Genomic DNA, 15621 nt, shown 5'->3' on the forward strand with positions numbered 1-15621 from the left:
GTAAATTGTTCGCACTTCCGGACCGGTATTGCTACGTTGGGGCCAACCGATTCCACGGGCTGGCCATGCACCGGGTGCGTGTCTACGGGTCTCACGGGATTTCACAACGGAGTGAAAGAAGAAGGATCACCATGCGAAACCAGAAACTGAAGCGGCAACTGAGCACAATCGCGTTGGGGGGAGTGGCGACTTTGATCATGGCTGGCTGCGCGGGAGGTAACGCAGCTGAACCCGTGGCAGATCGAGACCTTGGCACTCCGGTGGCAGGAGTCGTCCCCGAGGGCGTTTTTGATGGTGTCACGCTCACCTACGCGGCTTCTGGCGGTATTTTCCAGGATGGTCAACGCGACGCAGCGTGGGATCCTTTCGCAAAAATCTCAGGTTCGAAATTTTTGCAGGACGCATTCGACGCCGGCAAACTCAAGGCCATGGTTGACAGCGGAAACGTGACCTGGGACATCACAAACGCGACGCAGTTCGACACCGCCCGTGGCTGTGGAACGCTGTACGAAGAGTATGACTACTCGCAGGTGGACATCTCGAAGGTTCCCGAGGGGACGATCACAGACAAATGCATGGTGCCGAATATTCTCTATGGTCTGGTCGTCGCTTACAACACTGATGCGTTCGGCGACAACCCTCCAACCAGTGCTGCCGATTTCTTCGATACCGACAAGTTCCCGGGCAAGCGTACGGTCAGCCAATCCCCGTATGTCGACCCCCAGACGGTGGAGTTCGCCCTGGCGGCGGACGGCGAAGATATCAACAACGTGCAGGTCGCCGACATCGCGACCGCCTTTGACAAGTACCGTGCCCTCGGTGACAACGTCATCGGCTGGACCTCCGGCGCTCAGGCACAGCAGCAGCTTGAATCGGGCGAAGCTGTCATGGGGCTGGTGTGGTCAGGCCGCGGATACGGTGCAGCGGCGGCCGGCGCGCCGGTTGCTCCTATGTGGGACGAGTGGATGATCATGGTCGATTCGACTGCCATTCCCAAGGGTGTCAAGGATCCGCAGGCGGCCTTCGCCGCCGTGAACTTCTACCTCGGCGCAGAACAGCAGGCACGCATGACGGAGCTGACCTCCTATGGGCCGGTGAATGTCGACGCGGAGCCAAAGGTTGACGCGACGTTGAAGACGTGGCTCACCACAGAGCATCTCAAGACCGGGCACGCTCCGAACATTGACTTCTGGGTGGAGAACTACGATGCCCTGTCGGCCGCATGGGCCAGCTGGGTTACCGGCAGCTGACCGGCATGGCTGTTCTATCCATCCGCGGCCGGGGCAATCGCTCCGTTGACGGCGGTGACACGAGCAGGACGATTCGAGAGCCAAAGAATTGGCGCCCGTTTCTGCTGCTGCTACCAGCCTTTGCAGTCGTCTCGTTCTTCTTTCTCGCGCCACTCATTGATGTCTTCATCCGGAGCATCAGCGATCCAACGCTGGGAATCCAGAATTACGTGTGGCTGTTCACCACTCCGACCAACATGGTGGTCGCGTTTCGCACATTCGGAACCTCGCTCGTCGTTACGCTCGTCTGCTTGCTCATCGCTTACCCTTACGCGTATCTGATGACGATTGTGAGTGATCGCACTCGCAATATGTTGCAGCTCTTCATCATGCTGCCCCTATGGACCAGCATCTTGGTGCGCACACTCGCGTGGATGGTTCTCCTGCAAGACACCGGCCCCATCAACGGGCTTCTTGAGACGTTGTTCGGGATCGGTCCACTGCCGCTGATTCGAAGCACTTTTGGCGTCGCTCTCGGCATGTCCCAAGTGCTACTGCCGTTCATGGTGCTGCCCCTTTATTCCGCGCTTGCCAAGATCGACAAGCGGTTGCTACCCGCTGCGGCGAACCTTGGGGCGAGACCCGTCACGGCATTCTTCACGGTTTACTTGCCGCTTTCTCGACCAGGGATATTTGCGGGTTCGGTAACGGTTTTCATTCTGGGACTCGGGTTTTACATCATCCCCGCGCTATTGGGTTCGTCGAAGGAAATCATGATGTCTGCACTCATGTACCAGCAGATCAGTGGCTTCCTCATGTGGGGCCACGGCACCGCCCTTGGAATCTTCATGCTCACAACGACCATCGTGGTGCTTGCGCTCCTGAGCCGCGTGTCTAAGGGTGCGAATCTGTTTGTGGGGCGGGCCAAATGACAATGAAACGCGCATTGGGTGCCCTGGCGGTTCTCATCGTTCTCTGGTTACTCCTTCCCACCCTGGTGATCATTCCTATGTCGTTCAACGCGGCGGCGTCGTTCAATTTTCCACCCCAGGGTTTCTCCTTGCAGTGGTACGAGAACTTCTTAACCGACCCATCATGGTTGCGCGCCTTGGGCTCATCGCTGCAGGTGGCCCTCATCACCACGGTTGTCGCGACGTCGCTTGGGATCATGGCGGCAATCGGGCTGTCCAAGGTCAAATTCCGCGGAAAGGCGTTGCTGGAAAGTTACTTCCTCACTCCGCTCATCGTCCCCGGCATTGTGATCGCCATTGGGCTTTACTCGCTTTTCCTGCGCTTCAACCTCCTTGGCACCCTTCCCGGGTTTGTGCTGGCGCACACCGTGGTTGCGCTGCCACTGGTCATTCTCAATGTGACGGCTTCGCTCCAAGGCGTAGATCCTCGCTTGGAGCAGGCGTCAGCCACGTTGGGGGCTGGCCGTCTACGCACCTTTTTCAGCATCACCCTCCCGCTCATCATGCCCGGGGTGACGGCGGGAGCGTTGTTCGCCTTCGTCACGTCCTTTGATGAGATCATTCTGTCGCTCTTCATCCAGAGTCCGCAGTTGCAGACGCTGCCGGTGAAAATCTACAACAGCGTGACTCAGGCGAGTGATCCAACTGTCGCTGCCGTCGCCGTCGTGGCGATGTTCACGTCAGTGCTTGTGATGCTCACCGCACAATTTGCTACCCGCAAGAGAAAGCGAGTTTCGGCATGAGTCCGGAAAGTACCACTGCCGCACGAGACCAAAACGAACGTGAACTCCGGCAATTGCACCTCAATACTGAGGTCATTGGCGTGATCAACGACGCGGGCATCAGCCTTCGCGATGTGACAAAGCGCTACGGCAGTAAAGCTGTCGTTGATGCGATCAACCTCGTCGTAGAGCCGGGGGAGTTCATGACGTTTCTCGGCCCATCGGGGTCCGGGAAGACGACGACTCTCAACATGATCGCTGGCTTCGTCACTGCAACGGAGGGGTTGCTTCACATTTACGGCAAGCCTGTTGCCAAGATGCCTCCCCACAAACGAGACATCGGCATGGTGTTTCAGAATTACGCCCTTTTCCCGCACAAGACCGTCTTCGAGAATATTGCCTACCCCCTGGACCGGCGCAAGATTGCGAAATCAGCGCAAAAGGCGATGGTCGCGGGTGCTCTCGATATGGTGCGCATGGGGGAATTCGGCGATCGATATCCGGCGGAACTCTCGGGTGGTCAACAACAGCGAGTGGCTCTCGCTCGCTCGCTCGTTTACAAGCCACGCGTGCTGCTCATGGATGAGCCGCTCGGTGCCCTCGACAAGAAATTGCGCGAATGGCTGCAGAAGGAGATCAAACGAATCCACCGCGAGGTTGGATCAACATTTGTCTACGTGACGCATGACCAAGAAGAGGCTTTGTCTCTTTCTGACCGAATCGCAGTATTCAACAACGGGAAGATAGAACAGGTCGGCAGTCCGACAGAACTTTATCAAAGGCCTGAGACCCTTTTTGTTGGGCGCTTTCTCGGTGAATCTACGGTGTTGTCCGGCCGGGCGGTCGATTCCGTCGGCGGAATGACCACCCTGGATATTTCCGGACATGAAGTCCGTGTTCCCGGCCACAGGAGTTCAGCTTCGCTAGCGATTCTCATTCGTCCCGAGAACATAACGCTTCAGGATGAAGGCACCGTTCCGGAGTCGTCGCAGGTGAACTCGCTGCCAGTGATCGTGCTGGACGCAAACTATTTGGGTGCAGCCTGGCGTTGCGAGGTGCAACTTCCGGATGGCAGCACCGGCACTGTTCGTGAGGCGCACTCCGCTGTTGTGCGGGAGCCGGGTACTCGTGCGTCGATGAGCTGGAACGTCGATTCCGGGGTGCTGCTTGAAGACACCGGTGATGCAGGAGTGTCACTGACCTAGTCTCTGGTCAGAGAGTGAGTGATTGTGGAGCTGTCGGGCCGCACCAGATCAGGCCCGATGGCTTCATTTCGCGAGTAACGTCGAAACGAGGCGGGCCTCTCTGAGCCCGCTCTCTATCGCGCCGTCGATGAACCCGCCCCAGAGATCGGCGGTGTCGCATCCAGCGAAGTGGAGCACGCCATCCGCCAGCTGCAATTTTGAAAGGTCACGAGTGAGCTGTCCTGGCCGGTGGGTCATCCACGTATTCTTCGACAAGGGATCCTTCATCCAGTCATGCGCAGCAACGTCGATCACTTCAAGGTCATCACGCCACACTCCCACGGCCGCCTGAACCTGTTCGATGCTGTTCACGTCAATGGCTGTGTGATCCGGCCCGAAGCCAACCAGAATCGAATGGTCTTCCTCGATGAACTCGCTCTTGAGCACCGAGATCGGGTGGTGCTGAGACGCGTAAGCGAAGAACCGTGGCAGACGACCGCGCACCTTTATCCACACCTTGATTCCCTGTGATGCCACGCGCTCGCGGTTGGCGCGCCTCCAAACTTCGGGGAGTGGGGGCGTGATGGTGATCGTATCGACGGCATTGATGGGCAGGGTCATAATCACTCGCTGCGCCCGCAGCTGTCGACCGTCGGAGAGAGTGACGGTGGCCCCGTGCGCATTGTGCTTGATGGCCGTGACTGTCGAGCTGAGTTGGATGTCGCCGCCGATGTCCGCGGCGATTGCTGCCGTGAAGGACGACATGCCTCCCGCTACTCGATAGGTCGACGAGGCCTCGTGCATGAGAGGCCAGTGGCCGCCGGCCGCGCTCGCCCAGCGTAGAGCGCTGGCGAGACCGACCTCGTGCAGTGGTGCGTTCACGTGTCCGACCCACACAGATTCGTTCGCGTAGCGGGCCTCATCGTCCAGGAGTATTTCGTCTAGGCGCTGCTGTAGTGACTGGTCATCCCGTTCGGTGATTCCGCCGACTGTTGGATCTACCGCTCGCGGAATGGCAGTGAGGGCATCCTCAACTACCTGACGTTGCCCTTCATGGATGAGAGCCATGAAGTCTTCGAGTCTGCCTTTTCTTGGTGCGCCTCCTGCACCGAGCCAGTAGGCGTCTTCGGCGATCGGGCTGCGATCGATTTTCCGACCATACCGAGTCATTTCCGCCCACACGTGGGGTTGTACCCAGTGCACCCAGGTGCCGCCCAGTTCCAGGTCGTGCCCTAAAGCATGCTCGGTCCACGTGCGACCGCCAACTCGGTCGCGAGCCTCGAGCACGATCACTCTGTGACCACTGTTCCCGAGTTCTCGTGCGGCCACGAGTCCGGCGAATCCGGCGCCGATGACGATCACGTCTGCTGCATCCACCAGGCCGGCATTCACAGATCTTGAGTTTCATTTGCGACGGCCAAGATCGCTCTGGCTGCTCGAAAACCGGACACGACCGCCCCGTTCAGGGACTGTTGGAGGCCGGTGTGCTCGCCAGCAATTGCAACGAGCCCTGCCGCGCTGTCAAATGCGGTCGTGTCCTCTGGCCTCCATTCGAGGGACGGCGCTGAGTAGGACCCTAGTGTCCACTCGTCGTTTGTCCAGTCGGTCAGCAGCACATCCCCGTCGATGTCCAGTTCAGGGCGCATTTTTTTCAGTTCGGCAACCCAGCGTTGGGGCCCGTTCGCCGTATCGAGTGACTTCAGTGTGCGGGATCCGCCAGCGAAGCACGAGAGCGCCGGCACACGATTTTCCCCATCGACCGACATGGAGCGCCACGACCACCACGCATGATCAGCGCTCTGGAGTGCTGTGTCGTCATCGACAGCAGACAGAGGAACGCCGAGCTTTGCTGCCGTGCCCATCGAACGGTGGTCAAGCGCAGCTCGCTGGGTAGCAGGGAGCGTGAACCCGAGGTTGAGCGTGCGCAGGATTGGGAGCGGCACTGCGAGCACTGCAGCGTCCCCATCGACTGTGCTGCCGTCGCGGAGGTTCACCTGAATACCCGAACTCGACTGGTCTATCGCGGTTATGGGGGACTCCAGCCTTATGGCCGGGCCAAGCGAGCGGGCGAGTTCACTGGCGAGCGACTGGTTGCCCCTGAGGAATCGGCCGCCGTCCTCTATGTAACCTCCGTCGGCCGAGGACTCATGCATCAGGGCAGCTTCTGCGCTGATTAGCTCAGGATCACCGGCAAGCGATGTTGCTATTCGCCGATACGCCGGGTGACCGTGAAAACCTGAGCCAATCGTCTCCTTGAATACGGTGTCTACCGAGATCTTGGTCACGCCATCTGCGAGCATCCGCTCTAGCGTGCGGATGAGACGACCACTTACTGCATTCAGCTCGCTGAGGCTCAAGTGTGAACCGTTGACGGTTCGCCGTGCGTACCGCACATTGTGAGTGAGAATCGGAACCTCAACCTCCGCTGACAAACGACGAATAGCAGATTCTGTGGGAAAGATGTACTCCCCACCGCGCTCAGTGACCTGACCGTTGCCGAGTGTCTCTGACCACGTGCGCCCACCCACCCTGTTGCGAGCCTCAAGAACAACAGGGTCATGACCATGTTGTCTCAGCTTCCATGCGGCCGTCAGGCCCGCGAGGCCTGCGCCAACAATAATGACCTTCACGGTTCCCCCTCAGAGTCCGCACGGGGCGCGGTTGTTGAACTGAGCGACGACCAGCCCCATTGTTGATGCTGTTCAGACCTTAATTCCAGATATTATGGACAAAGACTATCCAGAATCGGAGAATATTCATACAGTTTCCCAACAATCAGGGTGAATGCGCACGGATTTGTATTTTCGTGGTGCAGGAGTCCCTGGACCTGATCTTGAGACGAGGCGAAAAGTGCCGGGCAGCTTAGGGTTCTCAATTGAAGAGGATCGCGTCATTGACTACCTTCGTCGTGATGGGCGTGCGTCTTACTCATCCATTGCAGAGGCGCTCGAGCTCACCAGGAATCGTGTTTCTGAAATCGTGAAATCAGTGGTCGACAGCGGTCAGCTGCGATTCACGGCGAGCGTCAATCCGCGCATGTTTGGCTTTCAAGTCGAGGGTCACCTTCACATTGTTCTCCGTGGTGACGCAAGTGCTCTTTACGAAGAAATGGTCGGGTCATCACTGACGACTTACGTCTCTACAACGACCGGCGATGCGGGGCTGTGCGTTCAGGTGCGATGTCGCTTCGAGACAGAACTGGTCGAGTTACTTGCTGCAATCAGAGAACACGTCGAGGTGCTTTCGATCCAGGTGCACCGTTATGAAAGCATCGTCCATAATATTTACGCACCCACGTTGCAGGCAGAGGATGAGTCCTATCTCGACGAGCTTGATATGCGCCTGATAGAAACGCTCGAACGAGATGGTCGCGCTCCCGTGCGGGTGCTTGCCGAGGCGCTCGGTCTGCCTGAAAGCTCCGCACGTCACCGGATGACGAGGCTCATCGATGGCGAAATAATCCGTGTGGTCGCAGTGCCGAAGCGGGATTTTGGCCGCGCACACACGATCGCACTCGGTCTGGGCGTGCGACACCAGGGAGCGAGCGGCACTTGTGTAGAAGTCCTGAGCAGACTGGGTGCAGAGTTCATTGCCACGACGACGGGTGATTTCGGCATCATCGCCACAGCAGTTTTCAATACTCTGCGGGAGGCGAACGACTTCGTGGAGACGCTTCGACGCGAGCCACGGGTCGTAGGGCTTTCAACGTGGGTCCACTTGCAGATCCAGAAAGAGGATTACAGCGTCGCTGAGTATCGAGACACCCGGCAACGGTGACCGCTGCCGGGCATGCCAGCCGGTACGGACGGCAGCTTTTCCGAGGCTGGCCAGGTTGTTGCTTCTAATCTGGGCATCATTCGATTCGCCATAGTCCGTGGTTCATTAGTGTCGAAGCCGCCTGAAAACGTGGTCTGGGCCGACCGGATCGGCTTACGGCTTCCTGCACAACCGGCTGAACACGCAAACCGTGGAAATCCGCGGGTACTCTGCAGCAGTTCCGGGTGGGCGATACCGTCGAGACGACTATCAGTCGTCCTTGGTTCGAGTGGATGCAGTTGCCCATCGCTTACCCATCAAAATCATTCTTGGCCGACCGTAATCGACCAGGTGCAGTTAGATATAGTGAACCGCCCGGTTCCCTGTAAAAACAAGGGAATCCGCGAGTTTTCCAAGACATTTGGCGAAATCGAAGTTAAGGCCTGAACCATAAAAGGGTCGCAGGTTCAAATCCTGTCAGCCCGACCAAAGGGCCGTTCGCGAAACTCTTCACGAAATGGTCCGGTCGAAACAAAAAGAAATCGCTCCTGAGGCCTCTCGGGAACGATTTCTGGTTGAAGGGGTTCTCGCGTCCGATTTCGGTCGCGATGCTTGAGTTGTCGTCGTGCCATCGGCTGTCCTGCAGCTTTTTAAGCGTTTGCGCGCGCCGGATTGTCTCGAATGCTAAGTGTTTTTGCTATCTGAGCGGTATCTGGTCCTGAGCGGGACTGTTAGGTCCGTAGCGGTGGTCCGCCGGTTTCGTCCGATGCGAGGTGTTTGACCTTGTCGGGCCGCATGACGCCGGCCGGGTAGGTGTCGGTGTAGGGGTTGTGCCATTCGCGGTCGCGGCGGCGAATCGGGCGGACGACGGGTTCTCCGTGAACGTGTTTTTTGCGTTGTCCCTAATTTTGTCGCTGATGAAAGCGGCGATTTTGCGGAGGTTGAAGTTCGTCAGCAGGATGGCGACGATATTTCACGCGGCGCCGAATCCGCGCACCTGGCGGCGCCTGGCGGACTCGATGTCCTCAGGCCCGTTGCTTTTGATCTGGTCGTTCAGGGACTCGATGGAGTTGCGAGCATGGTCGTGGAATTCATCCCATTCCTTCGTGCCGTATTCGAACGCCTCCGCGTTGCGCCGGTTGTTGGCAATGTCAAAGGACACGGAATGCTGGCTGCAGATCTTGTCCGCGAAGTCGGGCAGATCTTCTACGTCGACCGCGGGGCGGATCTTGTCCGTCACGGTCTTGAGCAGTTCTCGTAAGGGGCAGGTCACGGTCGGGCTGGCGGCCAGTGCGGGGCAGCGCAGCACGACGCGGCCATTTGCATCGGGCTTCTCCTTGACGTGGAGTTGGAACGCGGTGCGGCTCTTGATGCGCTCCCGGTTTGTTGCTGTATCGATGATGGGCCATTCCGTCCTCATTGGGCCACGTGCATCGCGTATGGCGCTAGGTGTGATGCGCCGGGTGACCGACGAGCGACACCATTTACGGGACTGGCTGGGTGGTTTAGCGTAGATGGGTTTTTAGGAAGAGGGATGTTCGCTCGAATGCGTCTGTCGTCTCGTCTGCGGCGTGGCGTGGAAGGTCCGGGTCCAGGGCGAAGCCGTGACGGACTCTGGGGTAAACAACCACCGCGGATTGCGTGGTGTTATGGGTGAGGATTTCGCGCACCTGTTGGAGGTCACGGGCCGGGGTGCTGGCGTCTGTGCCGGCATATATTCCCAACCAGGGAGCCTTGAGCACGCGTACGGCATCGATTCCGCTGAGGATGCCAGGCCAGCGTGGCGAATCCAGGCCGGCACCGTAGAAGGTGACTGCGGCATCGATGTGCAGTGTTGCTGCCGCCCACAATGCGAGGGTGCCTCCCATGGAGAATCCTATTACCGCTACTTTCTGTGCTCCTTGGGCACGGACCCAGGACAAGGCGCTCTCGATGTCAAATGTGAGCCCTTCCCTCGTGAGGGTGTCGTGGTGACGGCGGGCTTGTGTGAATTTCCCATTGGTGACGACGGGGTCTGCGATGCGGTGGTAGAGGTGCGGCGCGGCGGTGATATAGCCGCAGCCGGCTAGGCGGACGACGAGAGCGGTGACCGGTGCGGAGAGGCCCCAGACCTCGTGGAGCACAATGACTCCAGCCCGGGCTACGCCCACCGGCATTGACACTGTCAATGGGACACCACCAGCCCCTGCAGTTTTATTCGCATGCGAATGGTCGGAACGGGCCGGGATAGATTGCATGCTTTCTTCCGTTCGTTCAGGAATCCAGTGACAGCGGCTTCACCGGAGGTATCCTCGCCTTTTCCGCGTGAACCGGCGGGCTGGAACGAAGAAGCTTCGTCACTGATCAGGTTACCGATGGCTTCAGGACGGCAACAGAGCGATGCCACCATACGAGGCTGCGCCCTTTATCGCGGAGCCGAGTGTCGGGCGCATAAATCTCACATTTCTGATGCGGGCTTCAGTACTGCGGTTCAATGGGAACATGGCCGGAATCTGTGTGTACACGATCGGGCATTCCACTCATCCCGTTGATGAGTTCGTTGGAATGTTGAAAGCAAATGGTGTCGAACGACTCATCGACGTTCGCACCGTTCCCGGGTCTCGCCACAACCCACAATTTGGGGAACACGAACTCGACACAAGCATGCCGGAGGCAGGTATTGACTATCAGCGACTTCCCGAGCTAGGCGGGTTACGGCATACTCCGGCGGCAGAAGCATCTATCAACGGAGCGTGGCGTAACAGAAGCTTTCGCAACTATGCCGACTACATGCAAACGCCCGAGTTCGTTGCCGGCGTTGACGAGTTGGTGGCGCTGACGAAGAAGCAGACGGTGGCGATCATGTGTGCCGAGGCCGTGCCCTGGCGTTGTCACCGATCACTGATCGGAGACGCGTTGCTGGCTCGCGCTCTGCAGGTTGCCGACATCATGAGCCTGACCTCGACCAAGCCCCACACCCTCACCAGCTTCGCGAAAGTCGATGGTAACCGCCTCTGGTATCCACCGGAAGAGTGAAACCCGAGGGTGCCAATTCGAAGCAAGATGGTGCAGCGAATACGCTCGAAAGATCCAGCAAGATTATGGCAGTGGAAGGCATACCAATGACAAAAAAATACTCAGTCGGCGATCACGTGCGCTGGAACTCCGAGGCCGGCCATGTACACGGCACCATCGCGAAAATTCATACGATAGACGTGGAATACAAAGGGCACACTCACCGCTGCAGTCCCGATGATCCGCAGTACGAGATCACGAGTGACACGACCGACCACGTGGCGATGCACAAGGGCGAGGCCCTGACGAAAATATAACCACCCGCGGCCACCAATGCAGACAAACGGCGAGCCACGGTTACGGGCGGCCTGGTTTGTAGGTTGAGACGGATGCCGCATCAGCTAACCAGTATCGCCAGGGGAAATTCATCGCATTGCCGCCGCGTCCGCTGACGCCAACGCGTGGTCCGGTTCGGTGGGGTAACACCAGGCCATCATCCGGAACGAAAAACTTCCACTGTCCGCCAAAAAGATCGTCACCGTCGTTTGCCAGGGTTGCCCCGAAGGTTTGGGCAACGCAGCCAGGGCCCCGCGCCAAACTGCTACTGGGAAGAGGAACTTTTCGTGGTTTGCTTTCTCGACGGCTGCGGGCAATGGCGGCACCTCCCATCACGTCTCCCGCCCTGATGAGACAACCGTATGGCTGTCCTGGTTGTCCGGCGACGAGGTTCAGCGAGTGGTGCATTCCATAGGTGAAGTAGCAGTAGAGGTGCCCGGCGGGACCGAACATTGTCTTGTTCCGATTCGTCTGGCCCCGATAGGCGTGTGCGCCGGGGTCGCGTTCACCCGCGTACGCCTCGACCTCGGTAATTCGAATGGTCACAATGCCGTCGTCATCGGTGCGTTGAAGGATGCAGCCGAGAATTTCGGGTGCGACATTGAGCACCTCGCGGGCAAAGAACTCTCGGTTCGCTAGATGAAATCCGTTCGGCAAAGTCACTTGGTTATCGTATGCATTCCTGGCGAGCAACGCGCGAACGAGCGTTCAGAGCATCTCAGAAGTTGATCTGGTCTCAACGTCACGCGAAATAATTTTTTGAATGAGCAGCGCAAGAGATGCAGCGGCATGAGACGGTGACGTCGGTTCGTCGTCGTCTCCAACCTCCGCGATTCCTCCAGATCACCGGGATCTCTGTTGCTGTGGCGATTGCCTGGACACCGTTCCCTTTCCTCCCTGGAAACGCTCAGGAATTGCGGTACTACGCGCCGCTGGGCGCACTTCTGAGCATGCACTCAATCCTCATGCGTTCGCTCCGCAGCGCTTTACAAACCCTCGCTGGGCTGGCCTTCGGAATCGCCCTCGCCGGGGCCGTGCTCATCCTGAGCGAGCCCAGCGTTTAGACGATCTGGCTGGTCATCGGCCTCGGCCCCCTTATCGGAGGCATGCGATGGCTTACTGTGGGCGGAGGTCGAGCGGTTGAGCAGTTTTTGAGGCACCCTCGCCACGCACCTCAGCGATATCGGCGTGGCCTTGGTTGGGAGTTGGCCTCCCGAGCGTCAACTCCGGGCGACCAGGGGCAGCGCACTCACGGACGCGGCACGAGACGTCAAATCGGCTGTGCAACGCGCCGATGAGAGTCGTAAGGGTAACCCTCGCGCTCGTTTCAACCGCAGAAATCTTGTTGTTGACTAGGAGGGCCTCGCGGCCCTGGAGAACGTCACCTTTCACGTGCGCAACCTGTCCGAGGTTTTTGCGGGCATGATCTGGGGTAAACCGATTCCCCTTGAGCTGCCGCCCGAACTGCCTCCGGTTCTCAGCGATGCCCTGCACGCAGTCGCAGAAACCTTGCGTGCCCCGGACGATGGCCCGCGTGATAGCGCACCCCTTGATGCCGCCGTAGCGGCAGTCGAGGCGATTCTGCACTGCATGCAAGAGTTGGGTGCCGGGGCGGCGTCGCTTAGCCCCACGGCCGCGATCGTCATCGATCTGAAGTGCATTTTGGTCGCCCTTCGCCCTGGGACCGAGAGAGATTCTGAAGAGTCTCCCTCGCCCGTCGTTCAGCCCGTCCCATCGCCTGTTCACGCTGCTGAGGTTCCACGCACAGGAACCTTCTCGTTCCCGCGAGTTTTTCCTTACCCGGGTTGACCTTGGATTAGCCTTCGGTACTGTGAATGGGATTGCAGAAACTATTTCATCCGTCGAATTCGCATTAGGAGGTCATCATGCCCAACGCCATCGAGACTGTCGACGTCAACGTTCCCGTTACCGTCGCGTATAACCAGTGGACAAAATTCGAGGAGTTTCCAAAGTTTCTCAGTTTTGTTGAATCCGTCACGCAGGTGACCGACACTCTCACCGAGTGGAAGGTTAAAGTCGGTGGCGTGGAGCGCGAGTTTGAGGCTCGGATAACTGAGCAGCACCCTGACGAGCGTGTTGCCTGGAACAGCACCGGCGGCCAGGTTGACCACGCGGGAGTTGTCACGTTCCATAAGTTGGCCGCGAACGAGACACGGGTGACGGTACAGCTTGATTGGGAGGCGACAGGGCTGCTTGAGAAGGCTGGGGCCGCTCTCGGTATCGACGATCACGCCATTAAAAAAGACCTCAGGAACTTTAAGGAGTTCATCGAGGCGAAGGGAACCTCCGACGGCGGATGGCGCGGAGATGTGAAGGCCTGACGCTGCCGGAAGACCAACCTCGGCAAGCGCTACTGGATAGAGTCGTCGGTCAACCGGATCAGTGAAGGCAAATATAAAGAAATCGCACCTGGGGCTTCTCAGGAACGATTTCTGGTTTGAGTGGATCTTGCGGTTTCGTGTGGCTGCGAGTTCTTCTTCAGCGCCGTAGCTCCGGCTGTTTTTCTGTGTTCACCTGTGTCGGATGGTCTCGAACGCTGTGTGTTTCACTTTGTCCGGGCGCATGAAGTCAGTCGGGCTCGATTGCTCGGGGCACATCGAGCCGTGAACCTTCGGGTTCTCCTTGCCAGGGACTGCGCTGATGGCTAGGGCATTGCCGGGCGGTCGCCTTCGCGCAACCAGTCGTCGAAGAAAGTCTGGAGTTGCTGGCCTGAGCTCTCTTCCATTACGGCTTCGAAGTCCGCAGTGGTCGCATTCGAGTCGTCGTACTCAGTCAGCCACAAGCGGGCGCCGGCGAAGAACGCGTCGTCACCGATCTTCGCGCGCAATGCGTACAGGGTAGCCGCGCCTCGCAGATAGACCGGATTCGCAAAGAGGCTGTCGCGACCCGGGTCTGCGATGTTGAGTGCCCAGCCGTCGTTTGCGTCCAGGTATGCCACCGTGTCGGCGAACTGATTGGAAATTGATGCGGTGCCCTGATGTTCTGCCCAGAGCCACTCGATATAGGTCGCCCAGCCTTCGTTCAGCCAGATGTCCTTCCAATCAGCCGGGGTCACAGAGTTGCCGAACCACTGGTGCCCCAGTTCGTGCACCACTGTGTTTTCGTCCGCGACCTCGGAGTACACCGGGCGGGTCTGAGTCTCTAGGGCGTAGTCGACCGAGTCGTCGTCGACAATGGCGCCGAACGACTCGAACGGGTATCGCCCGAATTGGGCCTCCAGAAAGGTGATCATCTGGGGCTGCAGCGCGAGTGCCGCCGCTGTTTCTGCAAGAGGCGCGCCCGTCACTCCATCGTCGATCGCATTGATGATCGGCAGACCGTCCGGACTCACGTCGCGGGACAAGGCGTAGTCGCCTACGCTCGCCGTCGACAGGTAGCTGGACATCGGGTCGGATGCCCGCCACGTCCATGTTGTCCAGCCGGCCTTTGTCTTGGGCGCCCCGGCGGGCAGCCCGTTTGCCACAGCTGTCTTACCGGCCGGCACCGTGATGCGGAACCTGTAAGTTGCCTTGTCTTCCGGGTCGTCGTTCACGGGGTACCAGGTCGCCGCTCCATCGGGCTCGTTGACCACCATCGCGCCATCAGCAGTGGTGACCCACCCGTAAAGGGCCCCGGTGGTGTCTAGTGGCCGCCCGGTGATCCCGCCATATTCAATGACAATGGTCGTCGTCTGTCCTGCTTCGAGCTTCGGCCGCAGCTCAACGGTGAGTTCCCAGTATCGGTTTGCATTGTCCTGCTTCTGTGACCACTCGGCGCTGTCTTTGCCTTGCGCTTTCCCGTGTGCCGCCGCCTTGCCGTCCACCCGGACCGACGAAACGTCGAGGCCGCGTAAGTCGAAGTTAAGCGACTGCAGATCCTGCTTCGCGCGGAGTGTGATGGTCGCGACGCCGCTGAGGCGGCCTGTGAGGACCGTGGGTTCCGTCGGCGGCGTGTAGCGAAGGGCAAGGTCGTAGTGCTGGACGTCGTACCCGCCGTTGCCGGCGTTGGGGAAGTACACGTCACCGCTTCCGGCCGCGCCGGCCGTAGAGCGCGCCCCGTCCTTCCCAAGGGAGACCTGCGCCGTCTCACTGAATGCGCCAGACGCGACCGTTGTCGGCACGATTGCGACCGCTGGAGCTAACCTCGCCCTGGCGTCGGACGCGTTGGGGGTTACTGCTGTTCCGGTTCCGCAGGCGGCCAAAGCGAACACGGATAACCCCGCGAGTGCGACGGTTGTGAGCCTTCTCAATGAATCCAAGGGACATCCCCTTTGTTGGCAGTGAGGTCGAATATGGACTGGCTGGACTGGAGAAAAGCGTGAAGACGACGGTTAAATTCAGGGAATCCACAATTTAGCGCCCATCTCCGGCAACATCAACCGCGCTCATGGAATTGGCGCAGCAAGCACAGTGCACCCGGAGTCGTTGCT

At 59.0% G+C, this 15621-nt stretch carries 14 protein-coding genes; 8 read left to right on the forward strand and 6 right to left on the reverse strand.

Annotation, left to right across the window (positions count from 1 at the left end; translation table 11 throughout):
* Window positions 1-131: 131 nt before the first annotated feature.
* Genes E3N94_RS08345 through E3N94_RS08360 form a run of 4 tightly spaced genes read left to right on the forward strand, consistent with a single transcriptional unit; the run spans window position 132 to window position 4127 of the window.
* The gene (locus E3N94_RS08345) at window positions 132-1250 is read left to right on the forward strand and encodes an extracellular solute-binding protein (RefSeq protein WP_134341935.1); all 1119 of its coding nucleotides are present in this window, start codon (window positions 132-134) and stop codon (window positions 1248-1250) included.
* Window positions 1223-2161 carry an ABC transporter permease gene (locus E3N94_RS08350; protein WP_241973158.1) on the forward strand — a complete coding sequence of 313 codons (939 nt, stop codon included), beginning with the start codon at window positions 1223-1225 and terminating at the stop codon, window positions 2159-2161. The genes E3N94_RS08345 and E3N94_RS08350 overlap by 28 nt, the downstream gene beginning before the upstream one ends.
* Window positions 2158-2943 (forward strand): ABC transporter permease, encoded by a 786-nt coding sequence (locus E3N94_RS08355; protein WP_134341936.1) that lies wholly within the window; start codon window positions 2158-2160, stop codon window positions 2941-2943. The genes E3N94_RS08350 and E3N94_RS08355 overlap by 4 nt, the downstream gene beginning before the upstream one ends.
* On the forward strand, window positions 2940-4127 hold the full coding sequence (locus tag E3N94_RS08360; RefSeq protein WP_134373409.1) for an ABC transporter ATP-binding protein: 1188 nt from the start codon (window positions 2940-2942) through the stop codon (window positions 4125-4127). The genes E3N94_RS08355 and E3N94_RS08360 overlap by 4 nt, the downstream gene beginning before the upstream one ends.
* 63 nt (window positions 4128-4190) lie before the next feature.
* Here E3N94_RS08360 and E3N94_RS08365 read toward each other — a convergent pair whose 3' ends face one another.
* Both E3N94_RS08365 and E3N94_RS08370 read right to left on the reverse strand, forming a co-directional pair.
* The gene (locus E3N94_RS08365; RefSeq protein WP_241986038.1) at window positions 4191-5498 is read right to left on the reverse strand and encodes an NAD(P)/FAD-dependent oxidoreductase; all 1308 of its coding nucleotides are present in this window, start codon (window positions 5496-5498) and stop codon (window positions 4191-4193) included.
* Window positions 5495-6736, reverse strand: coding sequence for an NAD(P)/FAD-dependent oxidoreductase (locus E3N94_RS08370; protein WP_134419343.1), 1242 nt, complete (start codon window positions 6734-6736; stop codon window positions 5495-5497). Before E3N94_RS08370 ends, E3N94_RS08365 begins: the two co-directional genes overlap by 4 nt.
* 154 nt (window positions 6737-6890) lie before the next feature.
* Here E3N94_RS08370 and E3N94_RS08375 point away from each other — a divergent pair, with 154 nt between their 5' ends.
* A complete protein-coding gene (locus E3N94_RS08375; RefSeq protein ID WP_134341939.1) occupies window positions 6891-7883 on the forward strand; it encodes an Lrp/AsnC family transcriptional regulator in 993 nt (330 codons plus the stop codon).
* Window positions 7884-8835: 952 nt separating this feature from the next.
* Here the strand turns inward: E3N94_RS08375 and E3N94_RS08380 are convergent.
* Window positions 8836-9282: a hypothetical protein gene (locus tag E3N94_RS08380; protein ID WP_134419509.1), complete on the reverse strand. Its 447-nt coding sequence runs from the start codon at window positions 9280-9282 to the stop codon at window positions 8836-8838.
* 85 nt (window positions 9283-9367) lie between these two features.
* Window positions 9368-10099, reverse strand: a complete 732-nt coding sequence (locus E3N94_RS08385) for a dienelactone hydrolase family protein (protein WP_134570072.1) — start codon at window positions 10097-10099, stop codon at window positions 9368-9370.
* A 244-nt stretch (window positions 10100-10343) separates the two neighbouring features.
* Between E3N94_RS08385 and E3N94_RS08390 the strand changes: the two genes are divergently transcribed.
* On the forward strand, window positions 10344-10877 hold the full coding sequence (locus tag E3N94_RS08390; protein ID WP_134570073.1) for a DUF488 domain-containing protein: 534 nt from the start codon (window positions 10344-10346) through the stop codon (window positions 10875-10877).
* Window positions 10874-11173: a DUF2945 domain-containing protein gene (locus E3N94_RS08395; protein WP_347232578.1), complete on the forward strand. Its 300-nt coding sequence runs from the start codon at window positions 10874-10876 to the stop codon at window positions 11171-11173. The genes E3N94_RS08390 and E3N94_RS08395 overlap by 4 nt, the downstream gene beginning before the upstream one ends.
* A gap of 40 nt (window positions 11174-11213) precedes the next feature.
* On the opposite strand, the gene E3N94_RS08400 is transcribed toward E3N94_RS08395, so the two are convergent.
* Complete coding sequence (locus E3N94_RS08400) at window positions 11214-11855, reverse strand: DNA-3-methyladenine glycosylase (protein ID WP_134570074.1); 642 nt, start codon at window positions 11853-11855, stop codon at window positions 11214-11216.
* 1223 nt (window positions 11856-13078) lie between these two features.
* Here E3N94_RS08400 and E3N94_RS08405 point away from each other — a divergent pair.
* Entirely contained in the window at window positions 13079-13534 is a 456-nt protein-coding gene (locus tag E3N94_RS08405; protein ID WP_104101671.1) for an SRPBCC family protein, read from the forward strand.
* A 323-nt stretch (window positions 13535-13857) separates the two neighbouring features.
* Here the strand turns inward: E3N94_RS08405 and E3N94_RS08410 are convergent, their stop codons facing one another.
* A complete protein-coding gene (locus E3N94_RS08410; RefSeq protein ID WP_233191446.1) occupies window positions 13858-15210 on the reverse strand; it encodes a M1 family metallopeptidase in 1353 nt (450 codons plus the stop codon).
* Window positions 15211-15621 lie beyond the last annotated feature (411 nt).

This window comes from Cryobacterium sp. Sr3, from assembly GCF_004402835.1.
Lineage (GTDB): Bacteria > Actinomycetota > Actinomycetes > Actinomycetales > Microbacteriaceae > Cryobacterium > Cryobacterium sandaracinum.

Excerpts from the sequence above, each read along its gene's own strand:
- E3N94_RS08375 (WP_134341939.1), top strand. The coding sequence starts at position 6,891 with ATGCGCACGGATTTGTATTTTCGTGGTGCAGGAGTCCCTGGACCTGAT.
- E3N94_RS08390 (WP_134570073.1), top strand. The coding sequence starts at position 10,344 with ATGGCCGGAATCTGTGTGTACACGATCGGGCATTCCACTCATCCCGTT.
- E3N94_RS08385 (WP_134570072.1), bottom strand. The coding sequence starts at position 10,099 with ATGCAATCTATCCCGGCCCGTTCCGACCATTCGCATGCGAATAAAACT.
- E3N94_RS08350 (WP_241973158.1), top strand. The coding sequence starts at position 1,223 with ATGGGCCAGCTGGGTTACCGGCAGCTGACCGGCATGGCTGTTCTATCC.
- E3N94_RS08360 (WP_134373409.1), top strand. The coding sequence starts at position 2,940 with ATGAGTCCGGAAAGTACCACTGCCGCACGAGACCAAAACGAACGTGAA.
- E3N94_RS08380 (WP_134419509.1), bottom strand. The coding sequence starts at position 9,282 with ATGAGGACGGAATGGCCCATCATCGATACAGCAACAAACCGGGAGCGC.
- E3N94_RS08355 (WP_134341936.1), top strand. The coding sequence starts at position 2,158 with ATGACAATGAAACGCGCATTGGGTGCCCTGGCGGTTCTCATCGTTCTC.
- E3N94_RS08405 (WP_104101671.1), top strand. The coding sequence starts at position 13,079 with ATGCCCAACGCCATCGAGACTGTCGACGTCAACGTTCCCGTTACCGTC.
- E3N94_RS08345 (WP_134341935.1), top strand. The coding sequence starts at position 132 with ATGCGAAACCAGAAACTGAAGCGGCAACTGAGCACAATCGCGTTGGGG.